26 protein-coding genes are annotated in these 22,693 nt (G+C 69.9%); 17 read left to right on the plus strand and 9 right to left on the minus strand.

Features of this window, described 5'->3' with window-relative positions; translation table 11 throughout:
- The first annotated feature begins 42 nt into the window (after positions 1-42).
- Positions 43-2,697, plus strand: a complete 2,655-nt coding sequence (locus tag ACQP1V_RS07710; RefSeq protein ID WP_387408398.1) for a phosphoenolpyruvate carboxylase — start codon at positions 43-45, stop codon at positions 2,695-2,697.
- A gap of 34 nt (positions 2,698-2,731) precedes the next feature.
- Here the strand turns inward: ACQP1V_RS07710 and fdhD are convergent, their stop codons facing one another.
- Positions 2,732-3,598: a formate dehydrogenase accessory sulfurtransferase FdhD gene (gene fdhD / locus ACQP1V_RS07715; protein ID WP_433420286.1), complete on the minus strand. Its 867-nt coding sequence runs from the start codon at positions 3,596-3,598 to the stop codon at positions 2,732-2,734.
- A gap of 170 nt (positions 3,599-3,768) precedes the next feature.
- Between fdhD and ACQP1V_RS07720 the strand changes: the two genes are divergently transcribed.
- The 9 genes from ACQP1V_RS07720 (at position 3,769) to ACQP1V_RS07760 (ending at position 11,056) form a co-directional block, all read left to right on the plus strand.
- Positions 3,769-4,602, plus strand: coding sequence for a biotin--[acetyl-CoA-carboxylase] ligase (locus tag ACQP1V_RS07720; protein WP_433420289.1), 834 nt, complete (start codon positions 3,769-3,771; stop codon positions 4,600-4,602).
- A 73-nt stretch (positions 4,603-4,675) separates the two neighbouring features.
- Positions 4,676-5,188: a PH domain-containing protein gene (locus ACQP1V_RS07725; RefSeq protein ID WP_433420292.1), complete on the plus strand. Its 513-nt coding sequence runs from the start codon at positions 4,676-4,678 to the stop codon at positions 5,186-5,188.
- Between the two features lie 17 nt (positions 5,189-5,205).
- Complete coding sequence (locus ACQP1V_RS07730) at positions 5,206-6,225, plus strand: adenylate/guanylate cyclase domain-containing protein (protein WP_084258715.1); 1,020 nt, start codon at positions 5,206-5,208, stop codon at positions 6,223-6,225.
- A 63-nt stretch (positions 6,226-6,288) separates the two neighbouring features.
- Positions 6,289-7,374, plus strand: coding sequence for an S-(hydroxymethyl)mycothiol dehydrogenase (locus tag ACQP1V_RS07735; RefSeq protein ID WP_067129524.1), 1,086 nt, complete (start codon positions 6,289-6,291; stop codon positions 7,372-7,374).
- A 49-nt stretch (positions 7,375-7,423) separates the two neighbouring features.
- Complete coding sequence (locus ACQP1V_RS07740; RefSeq protein ID WP_433420295.1) at positions 7,424-8,029, plus strand: MBL fold metallo-hydrolase; 606 nt, start codon at positions 7,424-7,426, stop codon at positions 8,027-8,029.
- Positions 8,030-8,146: 117 nt separating this feature from the next.
- Complete coding sequence (locus tag ACQP1V_RS07745; RefSeq protein WP_067129517.1) at positions 8,147-8,326, plus strand: (2Fe-2S)-binding protein; 180 nt, start codon at positions 8,147-8,149, stop codon at positions 8,324-8,326.
- Positions 8,327-8,342: 16 nt separating this feature from the next.
- Positions 8,343-8,828, plus strand: a complete 486-nt coding sequence (gene bfr, locus ACQP1V_RS07750) for a bacterioferritin (RefSeq protein WP_387408411.1) — start codon at positions 8,343-8,345, stop codon at positions 8,826-8,828.
- A 264-nt stretch (positions 8,829-9,092) separates the two neighbouring features.
- The gene (locus tag ACQP1V_RS07755) at positions 9,093-9,761 is read left to right on the plus strand and encodes a response regulator transcription factor (protein WP_030451323.1); all 669 of its coding nucleotides are present in this window, start codon (positions 9,093-9,095) and stop codon (positions 9,759-9,761) included.
- Between the two features lie 26 nt (positions 9,762-9,787).
- Positions 9,788-11,056 (plus strand): ATP-binding protein, encoded by a 1,269-nt coding sequence (locus ACQP1V_RS07760; protein WP_433420298.1) that lies wholly within the window; start codon positions 9,788-9,790, stop codon positions 11,054-11,056.
- Here the strand turns inward: ACQP1V_RS07760 and ACQP1V_RS07765 are convergent.
- Positions 11,029-11,514 (minus strand): GtrA family protein, encoded by a 486-nt coding sequence (locus ACQP1V_RS07765; RefSeq protein WP_433420301.1) that lies wholly within the window; start codon positions 11,512-11,514, stop codon positions 11,029-11,031. The genes ACQP1V_RS07760 and ACQP1V_RS07765 overlap by 28 nt on opposite strands.
- A 323-nt stretch (positions 11,515-11,837) precedes the next feature.
- On the opposite strand from ACQP1V_RS07765, the gene ACQP1V_RS07770 reads away from it, so the two are divergent.
- The 3 genes from ACQP1V_RS07770 (at position 11,838) to purE (ending at position 14,537) form a co-directional block, all read left to right on the plus strand.
- Positions 11,838-12,788 carry a hypothetical protein gene (locus tag ACQP1V_RS07770; protein WP_433420304.1) on the plus strand — a complete coding sequence of 317 codons (951 nt, stop codon included), beginning with the start codon at positions 11,838-11,840 and terminating at the stop codon, positions 12,786-12,788.
- Positions 12,789-12,853: 65 nt separating this feature from the next.
- Positions 12,854-14,023 (plus strand): 5-(carboxyamino)imidazole ribonucleotide synthase, encoded by a 1,170-nt coding sequence (locus ACQP1V_RS07775; protein ID WP_433420306.1) that lies wholly within the window; start codon positions 12,854-12,856, stop codon positions 14,021-14,023.
- Entirely contained in the window at positions 14,016-14,537 is a 522-nt protein-coding gene (gene purE, locus ACQP1V_RS07780) for a 5-(carboxyamino)imidazole ribonucleotide mutase (RefSeq protein WP_067129489.1), read from the plus strand. Before ACQP1V_RS07775 ends, purE begins: the two co-directional genes overlap by 8 nt.
- 61 nt (positions 14,538-14,598) lie before the next feature.
- Here the strand turns inward: purE and ACQP1V_RS07785 are convergent, their stop codons facing one another.
- Positions 14,599-15,918 carry a UDP-glucose dehydrogenase family protein gene (locus ACQP1V_RS07785; protein WP_387408422.1) on the minus strand — a complete coding sequence of 440 codons (1,320 nt, stop codon included), beginning with the start codon at positions 15,916-15,918 and terminating at the stop codon, positions 14,599-14,601.
- Positions 15,919-16,063: 145 nt separating this feature from the next.
- On the minus strand, positions 16,064-16,750 hold the full coding sequence (locus ACQP1V_RS07790) for a TetR family transcriptional regulator (protein WP_433420310.1): 687 nt from the start codon (positions 16,748-16,750) through the stop codon (positions 16,064-16,066).
- 89 nt (positions 16,751-16,839) lie between these two features.
- Here ACQP1V_RS07790 and ACQP1V_RS07795 point away from each other — a divergent pair, with 89 nt between their 5' ends.
- Both ACQP1V_RS07795 and ACQP1V_RS07800 read left to right on the plus strand, forming a co-directional pair.
- Entirely contained in the window at positions 16,840-18,003 is a 1,164-nt protein-coding gene (locus ACQP1V_RS07795; RefSeq protein ID WP_433420312.1) for an acyl-CoA dehydrogenase family protein, read from the plus strand.
- A gap of 137 nt (positions 18,004-18,140) precedes the next feature.
- Positions 18,141-18,587, plus strand: a complete 447-nt coding sequence (locus tag ACQP1V_RS07800) for a DUF1801 domain-containing protein (protein ID WP_433420315.1) — start codon at positions 18,141-18,143, stop codon at positions 18,585-18,587.
- A 121-nt stretch (positions 18,588-18,708) separates the two neighbouring features.
- Here the strand turns inward: ACQP1V_RS07800 and ACQP1V_RS07805 are convergent, their stop codons facing one another.
- The 5 genes from ACQP1V_RS07805 to ACQP1V_RS07825 form a co-directional block, all read right to left on the minus strand.
- A complete protein-coding gene (locus tag ACQP1V_RS07805; protein ID WP_433420317.1) occupies positions 18,709-19,026 on the minus strand; it encodes a hypothetical protein in 318 nt (105 codons plus the stop codon).
- A 55-nt stretch (positions 19,027-19,081) separates the two neighbouring features.
- Positions 19,082-20,350 (minus strand): FAD-dependent monooxygenase, encoded by a 1,269-nt coding sequence (locus ACQP1V_RS07810; RefSeq protein ID WP_433420320.1) that lies wholly within the window; start codon positions 20,348-20,350, stop codon positions 19,082-19,084.
- A gap of 27 nt (positions 20,351-20,377) precedes the next feature.
- Positions 20,378-20,566 carry a hypothetical protein gene (locus tag ACQP1V_RS07815; RefSeq protein WP_433420321.1) on the minus strand — a complete coding sequence of 63 codons (189 nt, stop codon included), beginning with the start codon at positions 20,564-20,566 and terminating at the stop codon, positions 20,378-20,380.
- A gap of 340 nt (positions 20,567-20,906) precedes the next feature.
- Positions 20,907-21,173 (minus strand): hypothetical protein, encoded by a 267-nt coding sequence (locus tag ACQP1V_RS07820; protein WP_433420324.1) that lies wholly within the window; start codon positions 21,171-21,173, stop codon positions 20,907-20,909.
- A gap of 107 nt (positions 21,174-21,280) precedes the next feature.
- Positions 21,281-21,829, minus strand: coding sequence for an SHOCT domain-containing protein (locus ACQP1V_RS07825; protein ID WP_433420327.1), 549 nt, complete (start codon positions 21,827-21,829; stop codon positions 21,281-21,283).
- A gap of 263 nt (positions 21,830-22,092) precedes the next feature.
- Here ACQP1V_RS07825 and ACQP1V_RS07830 point away from each other — a divergent pair, with 263 nt between their 5' ends.
- Both ACQP1V_RS07830 and ACQP1V_RS07835 read left to right on the plus strand, forming a co-directional pair.
- On the plus strand, positions 22,093-22,452 hold the full coding sequence (locus ACQP1V_RS07830) for an ArsR/SmtB family transcription factor (protein WP_433420329.1): 360 nt from the start codon (positions 22,093-22,095) through the stop codon (positions 22,450-22,452).
- Positions 22,449-22,682, plus strand: coding sequence for a hypothetical protein (locus ACQP1V_RS07835; protein WP_433420332.1), 234 nt, complete (start codon positions 22,449-22,451; stop codon positions 22,680-22,682). The genes ACQP1V_RS07830 and ACQP1V_RS07835 overlap by 4 nt, the downstream gene beginning before the upstream one ends.
- The last annotated feature ends 11 nt before the right edge of the window (positions 22,683-22,693 follow it).

The following is a 22,693-nucleotide window of genomic DNA, read 5'->3' on the forward strand; positions in this document are numbered from 1 at the left end:
CCGATATCCGACGTTGTGACCGAACTCGCTAGTCTTCAAAACATGGCCGCCATCGCTCCTGCCGAACGACAGAGTGCCGTCACGGAGATGCCTGATGAGCTCCGTGCCGACGTCCGACTCCTGGGTGGACTCCTGGGCCAGGTGATCGCCGAACACGGCGGTCCCGACCTCCTCGCCGACGTCGAGCGCCTGCGCAAAGCGGTGATCGGCGCCCGGCGCGGCGACACGACGGCCGACGAGGTCGCCGCCCTCGTCGCCGAGTGGCCCCTCGACCGCGCGGTCCAGATCGCGCGCGCGTTCACCTGCTACTTCCATCTGGCCAACCTCGCCGAGGAGCACTACCGCATCCGGATCCTGGGGCAGCGGGACCGCGACGACGTTCCGCTCAGGGAGTCGCTCGCGGAGGCCGTGCAGGAGCTGCGCGGCGACGAGCGGCTGGGCGGCGACCAGCGGCCCGCCGACCTCGTCGAGGGGCTCGAATACCGTCCGGTGCTCACCGCCCACCCGACCGAGGCGCGGCGCCGCGCCGTCGTCACCGCCATCCAGCGGATCAGCGGGCAGCTCGACGCGTACAACGCGCCCGGCAGAGGGGCCGGCGAGCGGGAGGAGGCCCACCGGCGGCTGCTGGAGGAGATCGACCTGCTCTGGCGGACCGCCCAGCTCCGCTCGACCAAGCTCGACCCGCTCGACGAGGTGCGCACCGCCATGGCGGCCTTCGACGAGACGCTCTTCCGCACCGTGCCGATGATCTACCGGGCGATGGACGCGGCGCTCGAACCCGGTACGGGGACGCGCGAGCCGCTCGCCAAGGCGTTCATCCGGTACGGAAGCTGGATCGGCGGCGACCGCGACGGCAACCCGAACGTGACGTCCAAGGTCACCCGCGAGGCCATCCTGATCCAGGCCGATCACGTGCTCACCGCGCTGGAGAACGCCGCCACCCGGATCGGGCGCACGATGACCGCGGGCGCCATGGACACGCCCCCGTCCGCGAAGCTGCGCGAGGCGCTGGCCCGCGCCACCGGTGACTTCCCCGACCTGGTGTCGGAGATGGCCACCCGCTCGCCGCAGGAGCCGCATCGGCAGTGGCTGTTCTACGTCGCCACCCGCATCGCGGCCACCCGCAGCCGCGACCTCGACCTCGCCTACCGCTCGCCGTCCGAGCTGCTCGACGACCTCAGGATCGCTCAGGAGTCCCTGCGCGGCGCCGGAGCCGTCCGCCAGGCGTACGGCGAGCTGCAGCACCTGATCTGGCAGGTGGAGACGTTCGGGTTCCACCTGGCCGAGCTGGAGGTGCGCCAGCACTCCCAGGTCCACGCGGCCACCCTGGAGGAGATCGCCGCCGGGTCGCTCTCCGAGCGCGGCGAGGAGGTCCTCGCCACGATCCGGACGATCGCCTGGATCCAGGAGCGGTTCGGCGTGACCGCCTGCTCCCGGTACGTCGTGTCCTTCACCCGTTCGGCCGACGACATCGCGGCCGTGTACGAGTTGGCCCGGCACGCGCTCGGCGACCGGGCCCCGGTCCTCGACGTCGTGCCGCTGTTCGAGTCCGGCGCCGACCTGGACAACTCCGCCGACGTGCTGACCGGCATGCTGGAGCTGGAGCCGGTACGCCGCAGGCTCGCCGCCAACGGCCGCCGCCTCGAGGTCATGCTCGGCTACTCCGACTCGGCCAAGGAGCTCGGCCCAGCCGCCGCGACGCTGCGCCTGTACGACGCGCAGGCCGCGCTGACCGCCTGGGCGAAGGACAACGACGTCAAGCTCACCCTCTTCCACGGCCGGGGCGGCGCCCTCGGCCGGGGCGGCGGCCCGGCGAACCGGGCGGTGCTCGCCCAGGCCCCGGGCTCGGTCGCCGGCCGGTTCAAGGTCACCGAGCAGGGCGAGGTCATCTTCGCCCGCTACGGGCACTCCGCCATCGCGCGGCGGCACATCGAGCAGGTCACCAACGCCGTGCTGCTCGCGTCCACGCCCACCGTCGAGTCGCGTACGGCCGCCGCGGCGGCGAAGTTCCGCGCGCTGGCCGAGCGGGTGGCGTCGGCATCGGAGCGCGCCTACCGGGCGCTGACCGAGGCGCCGGGCTTCCCCGAGTGGTTCGCCCTGGTCAGCCCCCTTGAGGAGATCGGCTCGCTGCGGCTCGGCTCGCGTCCCGCCCGCCGCGGGCTCGGCGCGCCCCGCTCCCTGGACGACCTGCGCGCCATCCCGTGGGTGTTCGCCTGGGCGCAGACCCGGGTCAACCTCCCCGGCTGGTACGGCCTGGGCAGCGGCCTGGCCGAGGTGGTCTCGGGTGGCGGGCTGGCGGAGCTGCGGTCGGCCTACCGGGAGTGGCCGCTGTTCGCGTCGCTGCTGGACAACGTCGAGATGTCGCTGGCCAAGACCGACCGGTCGATCGCCGCGCGCTATCTCGCGCTCGGCGGCAGGGACGACTTCGCCGGGCAGGTGCTCACCGAGTACGACCTGACCAGGAAGCTCGTCCTGGAGACGACCGGGCACACGCGGCTCCTGGAGAACCGCCGCGTCCTGTCCCGGGCCGTGCAGCTCCGCGACCCCTACGTGGACGCGCTGAGCCACCTCCAGCTCCGTGCGCTGTCGGCGCTGCGGGCCGACGGCGACCTCTCCGAGAACGAGCGGGACCGGCTGTCCACGCTGCTGCTCCTCTCGGTGAACGGCGTCGCCGCGGGCCTGCAGAACACCGGCTGAGCCTCCGAACCCGGCGCCGGGCTCCGGCGCCGGGTCAGGCGGTGATCCGCTCGGCCCCGGAGTAGATGTTGAACCGCTCGTCGCGCAGGAAGCCGACGAGGGTGAGGCCGAACTCGCGGGCCAGGTCCACGGCGAGGGACGAGGGCGCCGACACCGCGCAGACCAGCTGGACGCCCGCCGCCAGCGCCTTCTGCATGATCTCGTAGCTGGACCGGCCGCTGACCAGCAGGACGTGCTCGGCGAGCGGCAGCCGGCCGTTCAGCAGCGCCCAGCCGACCAATTTGTCCACGGCGTTGTGCCGCCCCACGTCCTCGCGGGCGGTCACCAGGGTCCCGTCGGCGGTGAACAGGCCCGCCGCGTGCAGGCCGCCGGTCCGCCCGAACACCCCCTGCGCCTGCCTGAGCCGGTGCGGAAGGCCGTACAGCACCTCGGGGGAGACGGTGAGCCGGGACGTGTCGGCGAGGGGCGCACAGCGGCCGCGCAGCGCGTCCAGGCTGGCCGTCCCGCACACCCCGCAGGCGCTGGACGTCACGAAATGCCGCTCAAGCTGCGGGATGTCCGGCAGCCGCGGGGCGGCCAGCCGGACCGTCACGGTGTTGTAGCGGGCCTCCGGTTCCAGGTCCGCGTCCGTGCAGTAGCCGATGGCCGCGATGTCCCCGGCGCCGGCGACGCCCTCGCCGTGCAGGAACCCGGCGGCCAGCTCGAAGTCCGCGCCGGGCGTCCGCATGGTGATCGCGACCGTACGGCTCTCGCCTCCGGCGGTGAGCCGGATCTCCAGCGGCTCCTCGGTGGCCAGATCGTCCCGCCGGTCGCGTACGCCGGAGCCCGACACCTGCCGGACCCGGATCCTGGTGACCGGTCCGGGGCGGGGGGCGGTGCTGTCGGCCGGTCGCACGGTCACGATCCCATCGTCGCTGCTCACAGGGGCGGGCCTGGAACCATGATCGGGCGGTGCGCCGCCCCGTGTCCCGACGCCCGGGTGCGTTCAGGCTACGCCCGCCGGGCGCGCGCGGCGGCGCCGGGCCCGTCCCCGATCGAAGGCGAACCCGGCGCGGCCGGTAGCCTGGGCAAATGCCGGAATCGCGCTTCACCGACCTTGATCGGCCGCCGCTGTCGGAGCGGGCGCTGCGTCAGGCCCTCGTCCGTCCCGGATCGCTCTGGTCCGAGATCACCGTGGTGGAACGGGCCGGGTCCACGAACGCCGACCTCGCCGAGGCGGCCCGGGGCGGCGCGCCCGAGGGCGCGGTGCTCGTCGCCGAGGCCCAGACGGCGGGGCGCGGACGGCTGGACCGCGTCTGGTCGGCGCCGCCGCGCTCCGGACTGACCGTCTCGATGCTGTTCCGGCCCGGCGCAGCGGCGGCGCGGCCCGCCCGGCTGGGCTGGCTGCCGCTGCTGGTCGGCGTCGCCGCCGCCGCTGCCGTACGGCGGCTGGCCGAGGTGGACGTCCGGCTGAAGTGGCCCAACGACCTGCTGATCGGGGAGCGCAAGCTGGCCGGCATCCTCGCCGAGCGGGTGGAGGGCGGCATCGTCGTCGGGATCGGGCTCAACGTCTCGATGCGGCCGGAGGAGCTGCCGGTCGAGCGGGCGACCTCGCTGGCCGTCGAGAAGGCCGCCTGCCTCGACCGCGACCCGCTGCTGCGGGCGATTCTCCGTGAGATCGAGACGCACTACCGCGAGTGGACCTCGGTCGGCGGCGATCCGGACGCCTGCGGCCTGCGCGCCGCCTATCTCGCCTCGTGCGCGACGATCGGGCAGGAGGTCCGGGTGGAGCTGCCGGGCAACCGGGCGCTGATCGGAGTCGCCACCGGCGTGGACGGCACCGGCTGCCTGCTCATACGCGCGGGCGGCGAGGAGCACGCGCTCAGCGCGGGCGACGTGGTCCACGTGCGCCCCGCGAACCCGTGAACGACCGCGGAGATCGGCGGACGCGCCGCGGGGACCGTCGCGCGCCGGCCCCGAACGTGCCACGATTTGCCGCATGGGTCTCCCCGAACACCATTTGACCGAGGGCGAGCGCCTCGTGCTCTCGTTCCACCCTCACTGGAAGCGGCTCGTGCTTCCCGTCCTCGCCCTCGTCCTCGTCGTGGCCGTCGCCGGAGCGGCGATCTACTTCATCCCCGGCGACTACACCTACGCCGCGTACGCTCGGATCGCGGTGGGGGTGGTCGCGTTCGTCGCCCTGACGCTGTGGACGTTTATCCCCTACCTGCGGTGGAAGACCACGTCGTACACCTTGACGTCGCACCGCTTCGCCATCAGCACCGGCATCCTGAACAAGTCGGAAGAGGACATCCCGATGGCGAAGGTCAACAGCGTCAGCTCCGACCAGAGGTTCTTCGAGAGGTTCCTCGGGTGCGGGACGCTCCGGGTCGAGTCGGCCTCCGAGAAGGGCGAGATCGATCTCCTGGACATCCCGAAGATCCAGCTCGTGCGCCAGGAGCTGTTCCGCCTGGTGGAGGATGCCTCCGATGGGACCATCGACGGCAAGTAGCCCGGCAGGAGGGGAAGGTGGCCACACGGCGTCCCACCTCTGACGACATCCGGCGGCTGTTCGTCGGGTCGCCGCCCCGCTACACCCGCGGCGAGGTCGCCGCCGCCGCCGATCTGCCGCAGGAGTTCACCGGGCGGATCTGGCGCGCGCTCGGCTTCGCCACGCTCGCCGACGACGCCGTCGCGTTCAACGACGGCGACGTCGACGCGCTGCGCCGGATCCGCGCGATGCTGGAGACCGGCCTCCTCGACGAACAGGCGATCGTCCGGATGGCGCGGGCGCTCGGCCGTACGACCTCGCGGCTGGCGGAGTGGCAGGCGGAGATCATGATGGGCGCGATCCTCGAGCCCGGGACGCGGCCGAGCGACGAGGACCTGGCCCGGTCGATGGAGATCGCCGCCCGGTTCCTGCCGGACTTCGAACAGACGCTGCTCCACGTCTGGCGGGCGCAGCTCGCCGCCACCACGAGCCGCCTGCTCGCCATCGCCGAGATGGCCGAGGAGCTGCCCACCACGTCGCGCCTGTCGCTGGCCGTGGGCTTCGCCGACATGGTGTCGTTCACGGCGTTCTCGCGGCAGCTGGACGAGTTCGCGCTGGCCGACCTGGTCGAGGGGTTCGAGGCGCGCACCTCCGACGTGATCGCGTCACACGGCGGGCGGCTGGTCAAGACGCTCGGCGACGAGGTGCTGTTCACCGCCACCGATCCGGTGACCGCGGGACGGATCGCCCTCGACCTGGTCGACGAGCTCAAGCGGTCCAACGGGCGCGGCGAGGAGGGGCCCGACGTGCGCATCGGGCTCTCCTACGGCCCGGTGCTCCCGGTGATGGGCGACGTGTTCGGCACGACGGTCAACCTGGCGGCCCGGCTGACCGCCATCGCACGGCCCGGGGCGATCCTGGCCGACGCCGAGATGGCGCACCGGCTGGAGGGCGCCGAGGGGGTCGAGGTGATGCGGATCCGCCGCCGTCCCGCCCGCGGCCTCGGGCTCGTTCAACCGTATGTCGTTCGTCGCACCTCGCCTTCCACAGGCCGGTGAGCTTGACGAACTCCGGCACGGTGGAAATCCTGAGGTTTTCCCATTCGAGATGAGGTGTCAAGAATGCCGTATGAGGTCCAGGGTGTGATCGCACGGGGCAAGGGCGAGGCGGTGACGCTGGAGACGGTCCACGTGCCCGATCCCGGCCCGGGCGAGGCCGTGGTGAACGTCCAGGCCTGCGGTGTCTGCCACACCGACCTGCACTACCGCGAGGGCGGGATCAACGACGAGTTCCCGTTCCTGCTCGGGCACGAGGCGGCGGGAGTGGTCGAGGCGGTCGGCCCCGGTGTCACCGACGTCGCCCCGGGCGACTACGTGATCCTCAACTGGCGCGCGGTGTGCGGCCAGTGCCGGGCCTGCCTGCGCGGACGTCCGTGGTACTGCTTCAACACGCACAACGCGACGCAGAAGATGACGCTCGCCGATGGAACGGTCCTCAGCCCGGCGCTCGGCATCGGCGCGTTCGCGGAGAAGACCCTCGTGGCCGCCGGGCAGTGCACCAAGGTGAACCCGGAGGCGAAGCCCGCGGTCGCCGGGCTGCTCGGCTGCGGCGTGATGGCCGGGCTCGGCGCGGCGATCAACACGGGCGGCGTGACCAGGGGCGACTCGGTCGCCGTCATCGGCTGCGGCGGCGTGGGCAACGCGGCGGTGCTCGGCGCGCACCTGGCCGGGGCCGGAAAGGTCATCGCGGTGGACGTGGACGACCGCAAGCTCACCTGGGCCCGCGACTTCGGGGCCACCCACACGGTGAACTCGCGGGAGACCGACGCCGTCGAGGCGATCCGCGAGCTCACCGGCGGCCACGGCGCGGACGTCGTCATCGACGCGGTCGGCCGGCCCGAGACCTACGAGCAGGCGTTCTACGCCCGCGACCTCGCCGGCACCGTCGTGCTGGTGGGCGTCCCCACGCCCGAGATGCGGCTCGACCTGCCGCTGCTCGACGTCTTCGGCCGGGGCGGCTCGCTCAAGTCCTCCTGGTACGGCGACTGCCTGCCGAGCCGGGACTTCCCGATGCTGATCGACCTCTACCTGCAGGGCCGGCTCAACCTGGACGGGTTCGTCTCCGAGACGATCGGGCTGGACCAGGTCGAGGAGGCGTTCGCCAAGATGCACCGCGGCGAGGTGCTGCGCTCCGTGGTGGTGCTGTGACGGCGCCTCCGCGTCCGGCGAACCCTACGACACGAGAAGAGAACCAACGATGAGCGCTGTCTCCCGCCTGATCACGTCGGGCACGTTCTCCCTGGACGGGGGGACCTGGGAGGTCGACAACAACGTCTGGCTGGTCGGCTCCGCCGATGAGGTGGTGGCGATCGACGCGGCGCACGATGCCGCCGCCATCGCCGACGCCGTCGGCTCCCGCAGGTTGCGGGCGATCGTGTGCACCCACGCGCACAACGATCACATCAACGCCGCGGCCGAGCTGGCCGAACGCACCGGCGCGCCGATCCTGCTCCACCCCGCCGACCAGGTCCTCTGGGAGATGGAGTACGGCGACAAGGTGCCGTATCGGCCGCTGGAGGACGGTCAGGTGATCGAGACCGGCGGGCCGGAGCTCCGGGTGCTGCACACGCCCGGCCACTCCCCGGGCGCGGTCTGCCTGTACGCCCCGGAGCTGGGCACGGTCTTCACCGGCGACACCCTGTTCCAGGGCGGCCCCGGGGCGACCGGCCGCTCCTTCTCCTCGCGGGAGACCATCGTCGAGTCGATCAGGACGCGGCTGCTCACCTTGCCCGAGGACACCGTCGTGAACACCGGTCACGGTGACTCCACGACCATCGGCGCCGAGGCGCCGAACATCGCATAACGGGAAGGCGCCCCACATCGTCCACCTGCGACGATGTGGGGCGCCTCACCTAGGCAAGCCTTACCTGAGTGCGTTATCTTAGGTATGCCTTACCTGATTTCCCCTTAGCGAGGACCCATGTTCGTGTGCATCTGCCGAGCCGTGACCGAGGACGAGGTGCACGACTGCATCGCCGGCGGCGCGAAGAGTGCCCGCCAGGTGCGCGACATGACGGGCGCCGGAGGGGACTGTGCACTCTGTGTGCGCAAGGTCTGTGCGATGCTGAAGAGGGCGGATGCCCTCGTCACCAGCGCATAGACCGAGGGGGCCCGGGATGCAGGGCGACAAGGACATCATCGCGTTGCTCAACGAGCAGCTCACCAGCGAACTGACCGCGATCAACCAGTACTTCCTGCACGCCAAGATGCAGGAGAACTGGGGCTACACCAAACTCGCCGAGTACACCCGGCACGAGTCGTTCGACGAGATGAGGCACGCCGAGCGGCTCACCGACCGCATCCTCTTCCTGGACGGGCTGCCCAACTACCAGAAGCTGAACACGCTGCACATCGGGCAGACCGTCAAGGAGCAGCTCCAGGCGGACCTGGCGCTGGAGTACAGCGTGGTCAAGCGGCTGAAGCCGGGCATCGCGTTCATGCGCGAGCGTGGCGACATCACGTCCGCCAACATCTTCGAGGACATCCTCAAGGACGAGGAGATGCACATCGACTACCTGGAGACCGAGCTGGGCCTCTACGAGAGCCTCGGGGAGCAGCTCTACCTCCAGCGGTACGCCGAGCCGCCCTCGTCCTCATCCTGAAATTTCCGGACATTTGACGCCCGCCCATTCCGGCGGGCGTTCTTTTTTGCCGCCCTTTCCGTTCTGCTTAAGAACCGGCGGCCGCGTGTCGGCAATCCGTCTTTTGGGTACGGCGGACAGGGATCTGCCACGAAAAGCTGGAACCCTTGCGTGCGGACTAATGACCATTTATCAGGGTTTGCCTACGTCAATTGATGGGTCAACGACAAGTCAAACCGCGCGCTGTGGCCGGGAAACAACCCCTTAAGGTCCTACGATCGCACCATGACCTGCGTACTTCTCGCCGAGGACGACACCTCGATTTCCGAGCCGCTGGCGCGCGCATTGCGTCGGGAGGGCTATCAGGTAGAGGTGAGCCCTGATGGCCCGCAGGCCCTGGAAAGGGCTTTGTCGGGAGGTGTCGACCTCATTGTTCTCGACCTTGGACTGCCCGAGATGGACGGCCTTGAGGTCGCGCGCCGGATCCGCGCCGAAGGGCACGGCACGCCGGTGCTGATTCTCACCGCACGTGTCGACGAAGTCGACACCGTCGTCGGCCTCGACGCCGGGGCCGACGACTATGTGACCAAGCCGTTCCGCTTGGCCGAGCTGCTCGCCCGCGTACGGGCACTGCTTCGGAGGGGCACCTCCGAAACACCTGTGGTCCAGGGCGTCAGGATCGACGCAGACTCCCGCCGTGCCTGGATGGGGGACAAGGAGCTCCATCTGACCACCAAGGAGTTCGACCTACTGCGCGTGCTCGTCCGCGACGCCGGCAAGGTGGTCACCCGCGAGCAGATCATGCGGGAGGTGTGGGACACCAACTGGTGGGGGTCGACCAAGACCCTCGACATGCACATCTCCTGGCTCCGCCGCAAGCTCGGGGACGACGCCGCCAAGCCGCGTTACATCACCACTGTCAGGGGAGTGGGCTTCCGATTCGAGCGCGAATAGGCCCGCATGGGCGAAGGGACTAGCACGTGCGTCGGCGCCTGCTCTCCTCGATGCTGCTCGTCGCGGTCATCGCGGTACTGCTGCTCGGGGTCCCCCTGGGCGTGGTCGTCGTCAGACTCATCCACGACGAGGCCGCGACAGAGCTGCATTCGGAGGCCACACGGCTGCTGATCGGGGTCGAATACTCCATAAGCCAGGAGCAGTCCATCGACCCCAAGCAGCTGGAGAAGAACTATCCCGACCGCTACATACAGGTGTTCGTGCAGGGGGTCGCGCCGATCGCGGCGGGTACGGCGCCCCCCGCGCACCGGCAGATGACGGAAGAGGCGCGTTCGGAGAACGGCTACGTCCGGGTCAGCCAGGACGCCGCGCAGGTCCAGCAGGGCGTCCGGGCGCGGCTGGTGCTCATTGTCGCGCTCATCCTGGCGGCACTGGGTGTGGCGGTCGGGCTGGCCATCGTGACCTCGCTCCGTCTGACGTTGCCACTCCAGGACCTCGCCAGGATCGCGGAGCGGCTCGGCTCAGGTGACGCCCGGCCGAGCCGGCACAGATACGGCATCCCGGAGCTGGACCGCGTCGCGCAGGTGCTCGACCGCAGCGCCGTCCGCATCGCGGACCTGCTCGGCCGGGAGCGCGAGTTCGCCACCGACGCCTCGCACCAGCTCCGCACGCCGCTGACGGGGCTGAACATGCGCCTGGAGGAGATCGTCGCGGCGGCGGGGGAGCCGGCGATCGTCCGCGAGGAGGGTGAGGCCGCGATCGTGCAGGTCGAGCGGCTGACGGCGGTCATCGACGAGCTGCTCGCCGCCGCCCGGCGGCAGCGGCACGCCCAGGCCGAGGCGATCGACGTCGATCAGGTCCTCGACCAGCAGGTCACGGAATGGGAGCCCGCCTTCCGCCGGGCGCAGCGCTCCATCAAGCTCGTGGGCAGCCGCGGCCTGCGGGCGCTCGCCACGACGGGCGGCCTGAGTCAGGCCGTCGCGACCCTCCTGGAGAACTCGCTCCAGCACGGCGGCGGCACGGTGACCATCACCACCACGAGCACGGAGAAGTCGATCGTCATCGAGGTGGCGGACCAGGGGCCGGGCATCCCCGAGGAGCTCGGCGGCAGGGTCTTCGAACGCAACGTGAGCGGCGCCGGCGGCACCGGGCTCGGTCTGACGCTCGCGCGATCGATCGTCGCGGCGGACGGCGGGCGGCTGGAGCTGATCAAGCGACGGCCGGCGACCTTCGCGATCTTCCTACGGCACGTCGAGGGCGACGGGCGCTACCGGGTGGTGAGCGGTCCGGCCTGATTCTCGACCACCGAGGCGGGGGTGTCGGGGACCTCCAGGAACACCCACTTCTTGTACGACCAGAAGCGGAACAGCGTGCCCAGGACCAGCCCGATGATCTGCGCGACGCTGAAGCTGACGGCGTCGTGCAGCCCGAGCACGTAGGTGACGAAGCTGATGACGACCAGCGAGATGGCCAGGCCGACCCCGTTGAGCAGGAAGAACATGATGTACTCGCGGGCGAGGCCGCTCTGCTCGCGGTGCCGGAACGTCCAGTAGCGGTTGCCGAAGTAGGCGAACGTGGCGGCGACGACGGTCGCGACGGTCTTGGACGTCAGCGGCCCCAGCTCGACGCCGAAGCGCAGCAGGCTCGTGCCGCCGAAGTCGATCACGAACGCGAGCCCGCCGATCAGACCGAACTTGATCAGCTCATGGAGGATGGCGGCGAACCGCTCGTAGACGCCTCGGAGAAGCTGCACGACTCGCTGATCCTTCCCGGCCTGCACTGCGTTCTATCCAGGCTACCGGTAACCGGGCTCGCAGTGGTCCCCGTCACCCCGCTTCGATTTCACCACCTGGGAAGGAGGGCTGATCTTCGCAGAACCGGAAGAAAGTTTCATGAAATATCGGGCTATGTGGGGTCAAGGCGGGCGGGACGGGCTACTCTCCCGACTGGTTCGGGGATCATGAGCCGGTTCTGATGGTCGTGAGCGCGTACGCCGGCGTGCGGCGGTTCACGCGCCCACGGGAGGGCGCCGCGAGCGCCCACGACCGGACGCGTGACTGGAAAGGTGGCTCAGCCGTGCCGCGCCGTCCCCTGATCGGGCCCTCCGCCGTCCTCGCCGCCGTGCTCGGGACCGCCCTGCTGGCCGGATGCGGCGAGCGCGGCCCCGCCGCGGCCGCCCGGCCGTCCCGCGACGCGACACCCCGGCCGGTGACGGCCACCCGCGAGGACGCCACGACCGCCTTCGCGGCGCTCGCCGACCTCGCCGACGCCTGGAAGCGGCGCGACTGCGCGAAGATCGAGTTCCTCACGACATGGACGGAGAGCGTCCTGTCCGGCCGGGCCTGCCAGGCGGCCAGGCGGGGGAACCCGGTCCCCGCCGCCGGCGGCTACACCGACGCCGAGTTCTACCTGCCGGAGCAGCCCGGGGATCTGCCCTGGTTCGCGGCCCTGGCCCACAAGCCGCGGCCCGCCTACTTCGTGTTCGTACGGTCCGACGGGCGGTGGCGGCTCGGCGCCGGGCCCGTCCCCGTGGTCGGCGCGCTCCCCGAGCTGGAGGAGGGGCAGGTCGCGCCGGAGCCGAACCGGGACGCGCGGGTCCGGGCGGGGCTGGCGCCGACCAGGCTGCTCGCCTTCCTCACCGACCCGGCGGGCGTGAGCGGGGTGCGGGTGCGCTCCGGCGACCCGATGCGCGACCTGCTGCGGGAGCTGACCGACCGGTCCGCCGCCGACCGGCCCGACCGGATGTCCGCCGAGGCCCGGCTGGAGGGGCCCGCGTACGCGCTCCCGCTGCCCGGCGGGGGCGCGCTGGTGTTCCACACCCTGCGGATCGTCGTCACCCAGAAGCCCGGCGCGGGCCGTCCCGCGTACAAGGCGGCCACCGTAGGGGCCTTCACGGGACGCGGTGCGACCGGCGGGGGCACGGTCACCGGACACAAGCTGCTCTTCCTCGCCACCCGGGTGTCGGCGAAGGGCGTGCTCGACACGGTCGCCATGCGCCGGGCCCTCTCCGACGTCACGGTGTCCTGACCGCCGTCGCGCAGATGCCCGGCGGCGAGAATTCCCGGTCCGGGGGGTCGGTAGGCTGACATGTCGTGAACAGCCCAAACGTGCCCCCTACCCCCCGACCGGTCGTCGGCCCGGTGGTCGGTGTCGTGGGAGCGGGACAACTCGCCCGGATGACCCAGCAGGCCGCGATCGCCCTCGGCGTCGAGCTGCGGGTCCTGGCCAACTCCCGCGACGAGAGCGCCGCCCGTGTCATCGTGGACACCCGCATCGGCGACTACCGCGACCTGAGCGACCTGCGTGACTTCGCGAAAGGCTGCGACGCGGTCACCTTCGACCACGAGCACGTGCCCACCACGCACATCCAGGCCCTCCTCGACGACGGCGTGGCCGTGCACCCCGGCGCGGAGGCGCTCGTCCACGCGCAGGACAAGGCGGTGATGCGCGAGCGGCTGACCGAGATCGGCGCTCCCTGCCCGGCCTGGAGGCGCGTCTCGGATCTCGCCGACGTCGAGGCGTTCGGCGAGGAGCACGGCTGGCCGGTCGTACTGAAGGCGGTGCGCGGCGGCTACGACGGCCGCGGCGTCTGGGTGTGCGCGTCGGCGGACGAGGCCCGGGAGGTCGTCGACTCCGGTGTGCCGCTGCTGGCCGAGACGTTCGTGCCGTTCGAGCGGGAGCTGGCCGTACTGGTCGCCAGGTCGCCGCACGGGCAGGGCGTCAGCTATCCGGTCGTGGAGACCGTGCAGAAGGACGGCATCTGCGTCGAGGTGATCGCGCCCGCGCCCGACCTGGACCCGGAGAACGCGGCGGCGGCGCAGCGGATCGCCCTGCGCATCGCGCAGCAGCTCGGCGTGACCGGCCTGCTGGCCGTCGAGATGTTCGCCACCAAGTCGGGGCTGGTCGTCAACGAGCTGGCCATGCGCCCGCACAACAGCGGCCACTGGACCATCGAGGGCGCCAGAACGTCCCAGTTCGAGCAGCACCTGCGGGCGGTGCTCAACCTGCCGCTCGGCTCGCCGTCGCTCACAGCCCCGGTCGTGGTCATGGTCAACCTGCTCGGCGGGCCCGACCCGGACGTCTTCGCCCGGTACGAGCACGTCATGGCGAACGACCCCGGCGTGAAGATCCACTTCTACGGCAAGGACGTACGGCCTGGTCGGAAGATCGGGCACGTCACCGCGCTGGGCACCGACCTCGACCAGGTCCGGGCCCGCGCCTGGCACGCCGCCGACTGCCTGAGGGGGCCGAACGATGTCTGAGACCGGAGCCACCGTCGGGATCGTGATGGGCAGCGACTCGGACTGGCCGGTCATGCGCCAGGCCGCCGAGGCGCTGCGGGAGTTCGACGTCCCCTTCGAGGCCGACGTCGTCTCCGCGCACCGGATGCCCGCCGAGATGATCGAGTACGGCACCCGCGCCGCCTCCCGCGGGCTGAAGGTGATCATCGCGGGCGCGGGCGGCGCGGCCCACCTGCCCGGGATGCTGGCCTCGGTCACCCCGCTGCCGGTGATCGGCGTACCGGTTCCGCTGAAGTACCTCGACGGCATGGACTCGCTGTTGTCGATCGTCCAGATGCCGGCCGGGGTGCCGGTCGCGACCGTGGCCGTCGGCGGGGCGCGCAACGCGGGCCTGCTCGCCGTACGCATCCTCGCCGCGGCCGACCCGGCCCTGCGGAGCCGGATGGAGGCGTTCCAGACCGACCTCAAGTCCCAGGCGTACGCCAAGGGCGAGCGGCTGCGCGCCGAGGCGCGGACGCTGGGCTCGCTCTCCTAGCGAGCTGTCCGCCCACCTGCGCGGCCGGGAACCCTCCCGGCCGCGCAGGTGGGGGTTCGCGCTACGGGCGGCCGAGGGCGCGGTAGTTCCAGCCGGCCGCGCGCCAGGTCTCGGCGTCGAGGGCGTTGCGGCCGTCCACGATGTTGCGGGTCCGCACCGCCTGGCCCAGCTCCTCGGGGTCGAGGAGCACGAACTCCTGCCACTCGGTCAGCAGCAGCACCACGTCGGCGCCGCTGACCGCGCCGGTGACACTGTCCGCGTACCCGAGGCTCGGGTGGGCGCGGCGGGCGTTGTCCAGCGCGACCGGGTCGTAGACCGTCACCCGGCCGCCCGACTGACTGATCGTCACCGCCACGTCGAGGGCGGGCGAGTCGCGGATGTCGTCGGAGTTGGGCTTGAAGGCCGCGCCCAGGACGCCGACCGTGCAGCCGTGGAAGGAACCCCCGACCAGGCCGCGCGCCAGGTCCACCATGCGGGCCCGCCTGCGCATGTTGATGGCGTCCACCTCGCGCAGGAACGTCAGCGCCTGGTCGGCGCCCAGCTCACCGGCCCGCGCCATGAACGCGCGGATGTCCTTGGGCAGGCAGCCGCCGCCGAAGCCCAGGCCGGGGTTGAGGAATTTGCCGCCGATCCGCTCGTCGAACGACAGCGCCAGGGAGAGCTGCTTGACGTCCGCGTGGGAGGCCTCGCACACCTCGGCCATCGCGTTGATGAAGGAGATCTTGGTGGCAAGGAAGGCGTTCGCCGCCGACTTGACCAGCTCGGCGGTCGGATAGTCGGTCACGACCATCGGGATGTCGCCGAGCGGCGCGTAGACATCACGCAGCACCTTCTCGGCGCGCTCCGAGGTCACACCGAGGACGATGCGGTCGGGCTTGAGGGTGTCCTGGACCGCGAAGCCCTCACGGAGGAACTCGGGGTTCCACGCCAGCTCGACCTGCGACCCGGCGGGCGCGAGCCGTACCAGCTTCTCGGCGAGCCGCTCGGCGGTGCCGACGGGCACGGTCGACTTGCCCACGACCAGGCACTCGCGGTCGAGATAGGGGGCGAGGGAATCGACGACGGCGTCGAGGTAGGAGACGTCCGCGGCGTACTCGCCCTTCTTCTGCGGCGTGCCGACGCAGACGAAGTGGACGTCGCCGAACTCGGCCGCCTCCTGGTAGGACGTGGTGAACCTGAGTCGGCCACTGGCGAGGTTGCGCCGGAGCAGTTCCTCCAGGCCGGGCTCGTGGATGGGAAGCTCGCCGCGCATCAGGCGCTCGATCTTGCCGGCATCGACGTCGAGACCGAGCACTTCGAAGCCCAGCTCGGCCATGCACGCCGCATGGGTGGCTCCCAGGTATCCGGTCCCGAGCACTGTGAGGCGGTATGGCACGGGCATGCTCCCATCTACCTGTTTGTACGGGGTGTGCGCATGGTATCGGGCCAGTCAACTGCCCCAGTCAGCACCTCGGCAAACAGCGACGCGGGCCCGGGACGGCTACCCTTGACGTGCAAAATCCCTTCCCCGCAGGGCAATCCGTCGTTCACCCTCTGGCTGCTTCGATCTCCTGGGCGATCTTCCACAGCGGGGTGTCGCGGCGGGCCACCACGACCAGGACGTCGTCCTCGCCGTCCCGGGGCCGGTCGCGGTCGTCCAGCCAGGGCTCCAGCCCCTCCAGGATGCCGGACAGCGCCTCGGACAGCCGGTCCTGCACGTCGCCGGTCCCGCCGCCGCGCAGCCAGGCGCGCAGCACGTGGTTGTGCGTGGTCACGACGGCCGCCGCGATCACCTCGTGGCGCAGCCGCCGGGGCTCGGCCGCGCCGTCGCGCTCGTTGAGGAACGCGGCGAAGGCCCGCTGGTAGCGGCTGGTCGCGGCGATCTCGTGCTCGCGCAGGGACGGGACGCGCCGGGTCACCTCGTAGCGCTTGACGGAGGTCTCGGGATCGGCGGCGTAGGTGCCCAGGACCATCAGCGCGGCCTCTGTGACCGCCGTCAGCGGCGGGACCAGCGGCGACGCCGCCTCCAGATGGGCGACGATCTCCCGGAGCATGGCGTCGTGGTCCGGGAAGATCGCGTCTTCCTTGACCTTGAAGTGCCGGAAGAAGGTGCGCCTGGCCACGCCCGCGGCCTCGGCGATCTGGTCGACCGTCGTCTCGTCGAACCCCTGGGCGAGGAACAGGTCGAGCGCGGCGGCGGTCAAGCTCCGCCGTACGTCGCGTCGAGCCGGCACGTATCCCGTCCTTTCGTGTAAGAGCACCTTCTCGGGTGGCACTCAGTGTCCTATAGTGATGCACAAAATGCCATAAAGGAGGATAAGCCGTGGACGCGGAGTCGTACCAGCCGTCCGAGGAGCACCAGATGCTCCGCGAAGCCGTCCGTGCCCTCTCGGATGAGAAGATCGCGCCGCGCGCCGCGGAGGCGGACGAGAACGAGGAGTTCTCCTGGGAGGTCTACAAGGACCTCGTCGCCTCAGACTTCCACGCCGTACACATTCCGGAGGAGTACGGCGGGGCCGGAGCGGACGCGCTCGCCGCCGTGATCGTGATCGAGGAGGTGGCCCGCGCCTGCGCCTCGTCCTCGCTCATCCCCGCCGTCAACAAGCTGGGCACCGTCCCGCTGCTGCTGTCCGCGTCCGAGGAGATCAAGCAGCATTATCTGCCGCCGGTCGCCCGCGGCGAGGCGATGTTCTCGTACGCGCTCAGCGAGCCCGAGGCGGGCTCCGACGCCGCGTCGATGAAGACCCGGGCCGTGAAGGACGGCGACCACTACGTGCTCAACGGCACCAAGATGTGGATCACCAACGCCGGGGTGTCGGAGTACTACACCGTCATGGCGGTGACCGACCCGTCCTCCGGGGCGCGCGGCATCTCCGCGTTCGTGGTGGAGAAGTCCGACGAGGGGGTCTCCTTCGGGGCGAAGGAGAAGAAGCTCGGCATCAAGGGGTCGCCCACCCGGCAGGTCATCCTGGAGAACGTGCGCATCCCCGAGTGGCGCATGGTCGGCGACCCGGGCACCGGCTTCAAGACCGCGCTGGCCACCCTCGACCACACCCGCGTCACGATCGCCGCCCAGGCGCTCGGCATCGCGCAGGGCGCCCTCGACTACGCCATCGGGTACGTCAAGGAGCGCAAGCAGTTCGGCAAGCCGATCGCCGAGTTCCAGGGCCTGCAGTTCATGATCGCGGACATGGCGATGAAGCTGGAGGCCGCCAGGCAGCTTACCTACGCCGCCGCCGCGAAGTCCGAGGCCGCCATGCGCGGCGCCACGGTGAAGGACCTGACGTTCTTCTCCAGCGCGGCCAAGTGCGCCGCCTCCGATGCCGCCATGGAGATCACCACCGACGCCGTCCAGCTTCTCGGCGGGTACGGCTACACGCGGGAGTACCCGGTCGAGCGCATGATGCGCGACGCGAAGATCACCCAGATCTACGAGGGCACCAACCAGATCCAGCGCCTGGTCATGGCCCGCCAGCTCCTCAAGTAACCCCTGAAGTGCACAAACCCCGCTTCCCGTATTCGGGAGGCGGGGTTCGCTGGCTCTGGGAGGGAGTCCTAAACGATCACTGTTCCGTCCCTATGCGCCCCACGAGCTTTGTCAGACTGACGTGGGAGCATGACTTCATGGCGACATCGAAACAGCCGGTGACGGTCCCGACGGACGCCAGCGTCGACGACTTCCTGGCCGCAGTCCCCGACGAACGCCGGCGGGCCGACGCGGAGCGCCTCTGCACGATTCTGCGCGAGGTGACCGGCGAGGCCGCGGTGATGTGGGGCCCGAGCATCGTCGGCTTCGGCAGCTACCGCTACACCTACGAGAGCGGGCGCACGGGCGACTGGCCCCTGGCTGCCTTCTCGCCGCGCAAGCAGCAGCTCGTCGTTTACCTGGTGGGCGGGTTCGAGGAGCGGCACGCATCGGTGCTCGCCCGGCTCGGTTCACACAAAACCGGAAAGGGATGCCTCTACCTGAAACGGCTCGACGAGGTCGATGAGAGCGCGCTGCGCGAGCTCATCGACCGCACGGTGCGGGTGCATAAGGGCGTCGACCGGGCCAGCCAACGCCGACGATAACGGGGAGCCGCCGAAATCAACGGCAACCGATGAAAGGTCGCGGAAAGCGTACGCCCAGGTCAGCGGCAAGATCCAGCGGATATCGCAGGTGGCCCAAGAGCGCATCGGAGAACACCCAGATCTACGAGGACACCAACCAGATCCAGCGCCTGGTCATGGCCCGCCAGCTCCTGAAGTAACCCTTGACGTGCAGGAACCCCGCCTCCCGTATTCGGGAGGCGGGGTTTCCTGTGTCCACGGCTCCGGCCGGCATGATGCTGGCGTAGTAGTGCCTGAGCTGGTGGAGCCCTTCCTTGCGAGATGTGGTGAACCGCTTCCGGGCGCGGGTGTCCTTCTCGGGGGCCGGGATGGTGTCGGCGGCGACGAGGGCGGGCTTCCAGACGAGTTCGCCGTAGCCGCGCGCCCGGATGAACTTGTCGTCGGTCCGGCGGAACAGCAAGTTGTACGTCCTGAGCTTGCCGTTCGGCTTCTCCGCGCTTTCGTCCCGGGGCGGGTCAGCGCGGGATCATCTCGTCCGGGTGTCCCGGCGTGTTTGGTTCGTGTGGTCCGGGGTCCGGCCGGCGTCCGCGGTTGCGTAGCGACCTGAACTGCTCGGCCACCTGGTCGAGCCGGTAGTAGAACTGATCGGCCGCCTGGCCGAGCCGATAGTACAGCCGTGGTGGGATGTGCGGGAGGAGCGGGGAGCGCCGCTGGCCGAGCAGTTCGAACAGTTGCTCCGGTGGAAGGCCGACGTAGCGCGGGAGGTTCTCGTACCATCGGGCGCTGTAGCGGGCCGCTCTCAGGGAGGGGCGGATCGCGGCTTGGCGTTCCCGGTCGTAGCGGGCGAGGGCGGTCTGGAGTTGTGTCTCCCCGTGTAGTGCGTTGGCCAGGAAGGCGGCGTCTTCCAGTGCGAGGGCGGTGCCGGCGCCGATGGAGTAATGGGTGGTGTGCGCGGCGTCTCCGAGCAGGACAAGGTTGTCGTGGTACCACGTCCGGTTGGTCAGGGTGCGGAAGTTCAGCCAGTGTGTGCCGTCTTCGGTGTTCGCCTGGGCGATCAGTGGGTGTCCGTCCAGGGTGTCGGCGAAGAGTTTCTCCAGGAGGGCCAGGCTGTCGGCTTTGTTCGCCTGGTGGAGTCCGAGTCCTTCCCAGGTGGTGGGGGAGCATTCGATGACGCAGGTGCTGTGGTCCTTGCTGAATCCGTAGCCGTAGCACCAGATCCAGCCGTGCGCGGTCTCCACGAAGGCGAAGGTGAAGGAGCGGAAGACCTTGGTGGTGCCGAGCCAGGCGTAGACGTTGCGTCCGACCGTGATCTCGGAGCCGAAGCGGTCGGTGTGGCGTTCGCGCAGCAGGCTGTTGACGCCGTCGCCGGCGACGACGAGGTCGGCGTCGGCGAGTTCGTCCTTGTCGGTGATCTCGTGTTCGAACTCGATGTGCACGCCGAGGGAGCGGGCGCGTTCGGTGAGGATGTCGAGCAGTTGATGCCGGCCGATGCCGAAGCCTTCGCCCCAGTCTTCCCCTGTCACCGTCGCCACCGTGGCGCGGTCGTAGACGTGCATCTCCCAGCTGTTCCAGTGGACTGAGTTCTCCTCGATGGCGCGTGCGGATTCGGGGTCGGCGCCGTGGAGGTAGTTGAGTAGTTCGTCCCAGTAGGTCACACCCCAGCCGTATGTCGAACCGGCTGGGTTCCGCTCGTGGACGGTGATGTCGTGGGATGGGTCCACGCGTTTCATCAGGATCGAGAAGTACAGGCTGGCGGGTCCGCCGCCGACGCAGGCGATCTTCACAATAGCCCCCGTTGTTGCTTATAGTAATCAAGTAGCTACATAGAGTAGCAGACGGTGGTGTCTGTCCAGGTCATCAAGCCAGGCGCCGAGCCGCCAGGGCGCGTGCGCGTCCCGGTGGTCGCGGAACTCCGGCGCGAGCGGTTCGTCCGGCCCGATGTGTTCCGGGAGGATCCGGACCTCCCGTACGGAGATCAGTGCCGGGCCGAAACGCTTCACCCGAAAGTGGTACGGCTCCCGCCCCGGTGGGGGGTGGGAGCCGTACTCCGTTCAGGGCGCCGCGATCAGTTCACGCTGATCACGGTTCCGTCAGGGGAGGCGTCGCGCCGAGGTCTCACCGGCCGTCGATTCCGATCACGCGCGCGGCGGCGAGGTAGGCGGCGAGAGCGCCTGGTCATGGCCCGCCAGCTCATGAAGTAGCCCCTGACATGCGAAACCCCGCTTCCCTTCTGTGGGAAGCGGGGTTCGTCGTCTCTGGATTCCAATCCTGGTGCCCATCGGTGCCTTCGCCGGTTGTTGTACCAGGCGATCCGGAGGAAGATCTCGGTCGCGAGTGGTCTCATTCCTCGTCGCGGCCATGCAGGTAGTCCTCGAAAGTGGGGCGTCGATCCCTTTGGCGCCACAACACGATTGCGGCCACCAGTGCGGCAGGGACCATTGCGAGCCTGAGCGCCCCGCGGCGGCCCAGTCGACGGACCACCCTGAGCAGTTCCTTGAGCGACTGCCAAGGGTGGCTCAGGACCATGACGGTCAACATCAAGGCCAGGCCGCCGAAGCCGATCCCCGAGAAGTCGTCGGGGTCGTCTCGTCCCTTCTCCCTGGTCACGGTGCGGAACTGAAGGTGAAGTTCCAGCGCCTGGTCATGGCTCGCCAGCTCCTCAAGTAGTCCTTGACGTGCGGAAACCCCGCACGCGCGCCGCGACGGGTGGCGGATCAGATCCGGGCGAGCAGTTCGGCCTTCTTCGCCGCGAACTCCGCGTCGGTGATCACACCCTGGTCGCGGAGCTCCCCCAGCTTCCGCAAAGCCTCGAACACATCATCATCTCCGGAGACGGGAGCCTCGGCCGGAGCCGGGGCCGGAGGGGCGGCGGATCGCGCGCCGGCCAGGCGGTGCTGAATCGCGCCGGCGAGGCGGGCTCCGTCGTCGTTGTGGATGTCCTCGATCTTGGCCTTGTCGCCGGAGGAGGTCACGGTCAGTGTGCCGTGCGACGAGCCCGGATCCCATTGCACCGTAGAGATCATCCCCACCATGAAGTCCTCGGCGACCTTCGCCACCAAACCGTCCTTGACGAACAGCAGCCGCCGGTCGGTGAGAACGACAAGCCCGATGCCGGGGCCGAAGGTACCGCCCGCCATCTGCTCGACGGCCTCACCCTCAAGGAGGTAGTCGACCAGATGGCGGATCTCGCGCCTGGACCCGAACTTGCTGGCCATACGGTCGGCCGCGGCCTGGATGTCAGGCCTGTGTGCTCCCTCGGCCATGCTCTCCTCCGTCTCATCCTGCTCAAGGCTCCGGCTTCGACGCCCGCCCTCCGCCGGGGACCGGCTTCGAGGAGTCTGATGACCATCTTCGGCGAGAACGGGCCTTACGCCAAGATCCCTGGACAGTGGGGAAGCTCCGAGCGTGCGACGTGAGCGCAGCAGTTCCTGAGTTGACGGTGCGGGAGGCCACCTGTCAGTGTTGGCTAACAGGTGTAACGCTGAAATGCCGCGGAGGAGTTCTGACCAGTGAGGAGCTGTTGGCGGTGCTCGCAGCCCTTGGGCATCCGCAGCGGTTGAGGATCATCGCCAGGCTCGCCGAGGGGCGGGTCCACGTGAGCGAGCTCGCCCGGCGGGTCGGTATCTCCCGTCCGCTGCTCTACATGCACCTGGAGCGGATGGAGAAGGCCGGGCTGGTCACCGGCGAACTGGAGCTTTCGCCGGACGGCAAGGCGATGAAGTACTTCCAGCTGGCGCCGTTCGATGTGCGCCTGTCGGTGGACACGGTCCTCGACGCCCTCCTGGCCGACGAGGCCGCGCAGAGGGATGAGGCGGCGCGGATGGATCAAGGTTCACGGAACGACGACCGGGAAGGACCCGATGACATGCAGGAGCCACAGAGTTGAAGGAGATCATCATTCCCAGCGTGGTCTTCCTGTTTCTCACTGTCATGGTCGTGGCCGGCATGGTCTTCTACTTCCGGTTGACGCTTCACCGCACCGAGATCGAGGCCATGTCGGAGTACCGCCGGCTGGCCGAGCTGACCGTAAGCAACCAGGATCAGCTCCAGGCGCAATTGGCCGAGCTCTCCACCCGGTTGTCCGATGTCGAGCGGATCCTCCGGAGCGTCGGATGAGCGCATGATCA

Origin of the sequence: Microtetraspora malaysiensis, assembly GCF_050947145.1 — a bacterium.
Classification (GTDB): domain Bacteria; phylum Actinomycetota; class Actinomycetes; order Streptosporangiales; family Streptosporangiaceae; genus Microtetraspora_A; species Microtetraspora_A malaysiensis.

Bases quoted from the DNA above. Each gene is read 5' to 3' on its own strand.
- ACQP1V_RS07710 (WP_387408398.1), top strand. From the start codon at position 43: ATGGCCGCCATCGCTCCTGCCGAACGACAGAGTGCCGTCACGGAGATG.
- ACQP1V_RS07720 (WP_433420289.1), top strand. From the start codon at position 3,769: ATGCCGGAATCGCGCTTCACCGACCTTGATCGGCCGCCGCTGTCGGAG.
- ACQP1V_RS07725 (WP_433420292.1), top strand. From the start codon at position 4,676: ATGGGTCTCCCCGAACACCATTTGACCGAGGGCGAGCGCCTCGTGCTC.
- ACQP1V_RS07735 (WP_067129524.1), top strand. From the start codon at position 6,289: ATGCCGTATGAGGTCCAGGGTGTGATCGCACGGGGCAAGGGCGAGGCG.
- ACQP1V_RS07740 (WP_433420295.1), top strand. From the start codon at position 7,424: ATGAGCGCTGTCTCCCGCCTGATCACGTCGGGCACGTTCTCCCTGGAC.
- ACQP1V_RS07745 (WP_067129517.1), top strand. From the start codon at position 8,147: ATGTTCGTGTGCATCTGCCGAGCCGTGACCGAGGACGAGGTGCACGAC.
- bfr (WP_387408411.1), top strand. From the start codon at position 8,343: ATGCAGGGCGACAAGGACATCATCGCGTTGCTCAACGAGCAGCTCACC.
- ACQP1V_RS07755 (WP_030451323.1), top strand. From the start codon at position 9,093: ATGACCTGCGTACTTCTCGCCGAGGACGACACCTCGATTTCCGAGCCG.
- purE (WP_067129489.1), top strand. From the start codon at position 14,016: ATGTCTGAGACCGGAGCCACCGTCGGGATCGTGATGGGCAGCGACTCG.
- ACQP1V_RS07785 (WP_387408422.1), bottom strand. From the start codon at position 15,918: ATGCCCGTGCCATACCGCCTCACAGTGCTCGGGACCGGATACCTGGGA.
- ACQP1V_RS07800 (WP_433420315.1), top strand. From the start codon at position 18,141: ATGGCGACATCGAAACAGCCGGTGACGGTCCCGACGGACGCCAGCGTC.
- ACQP1V_RS07825 (WP_433420327.1), bottom strand. From the start codon at position 21,829: ATGGCCGAGGGAGCACACAGGCCTGACATCCAGGCCGCGGCCGACCGT.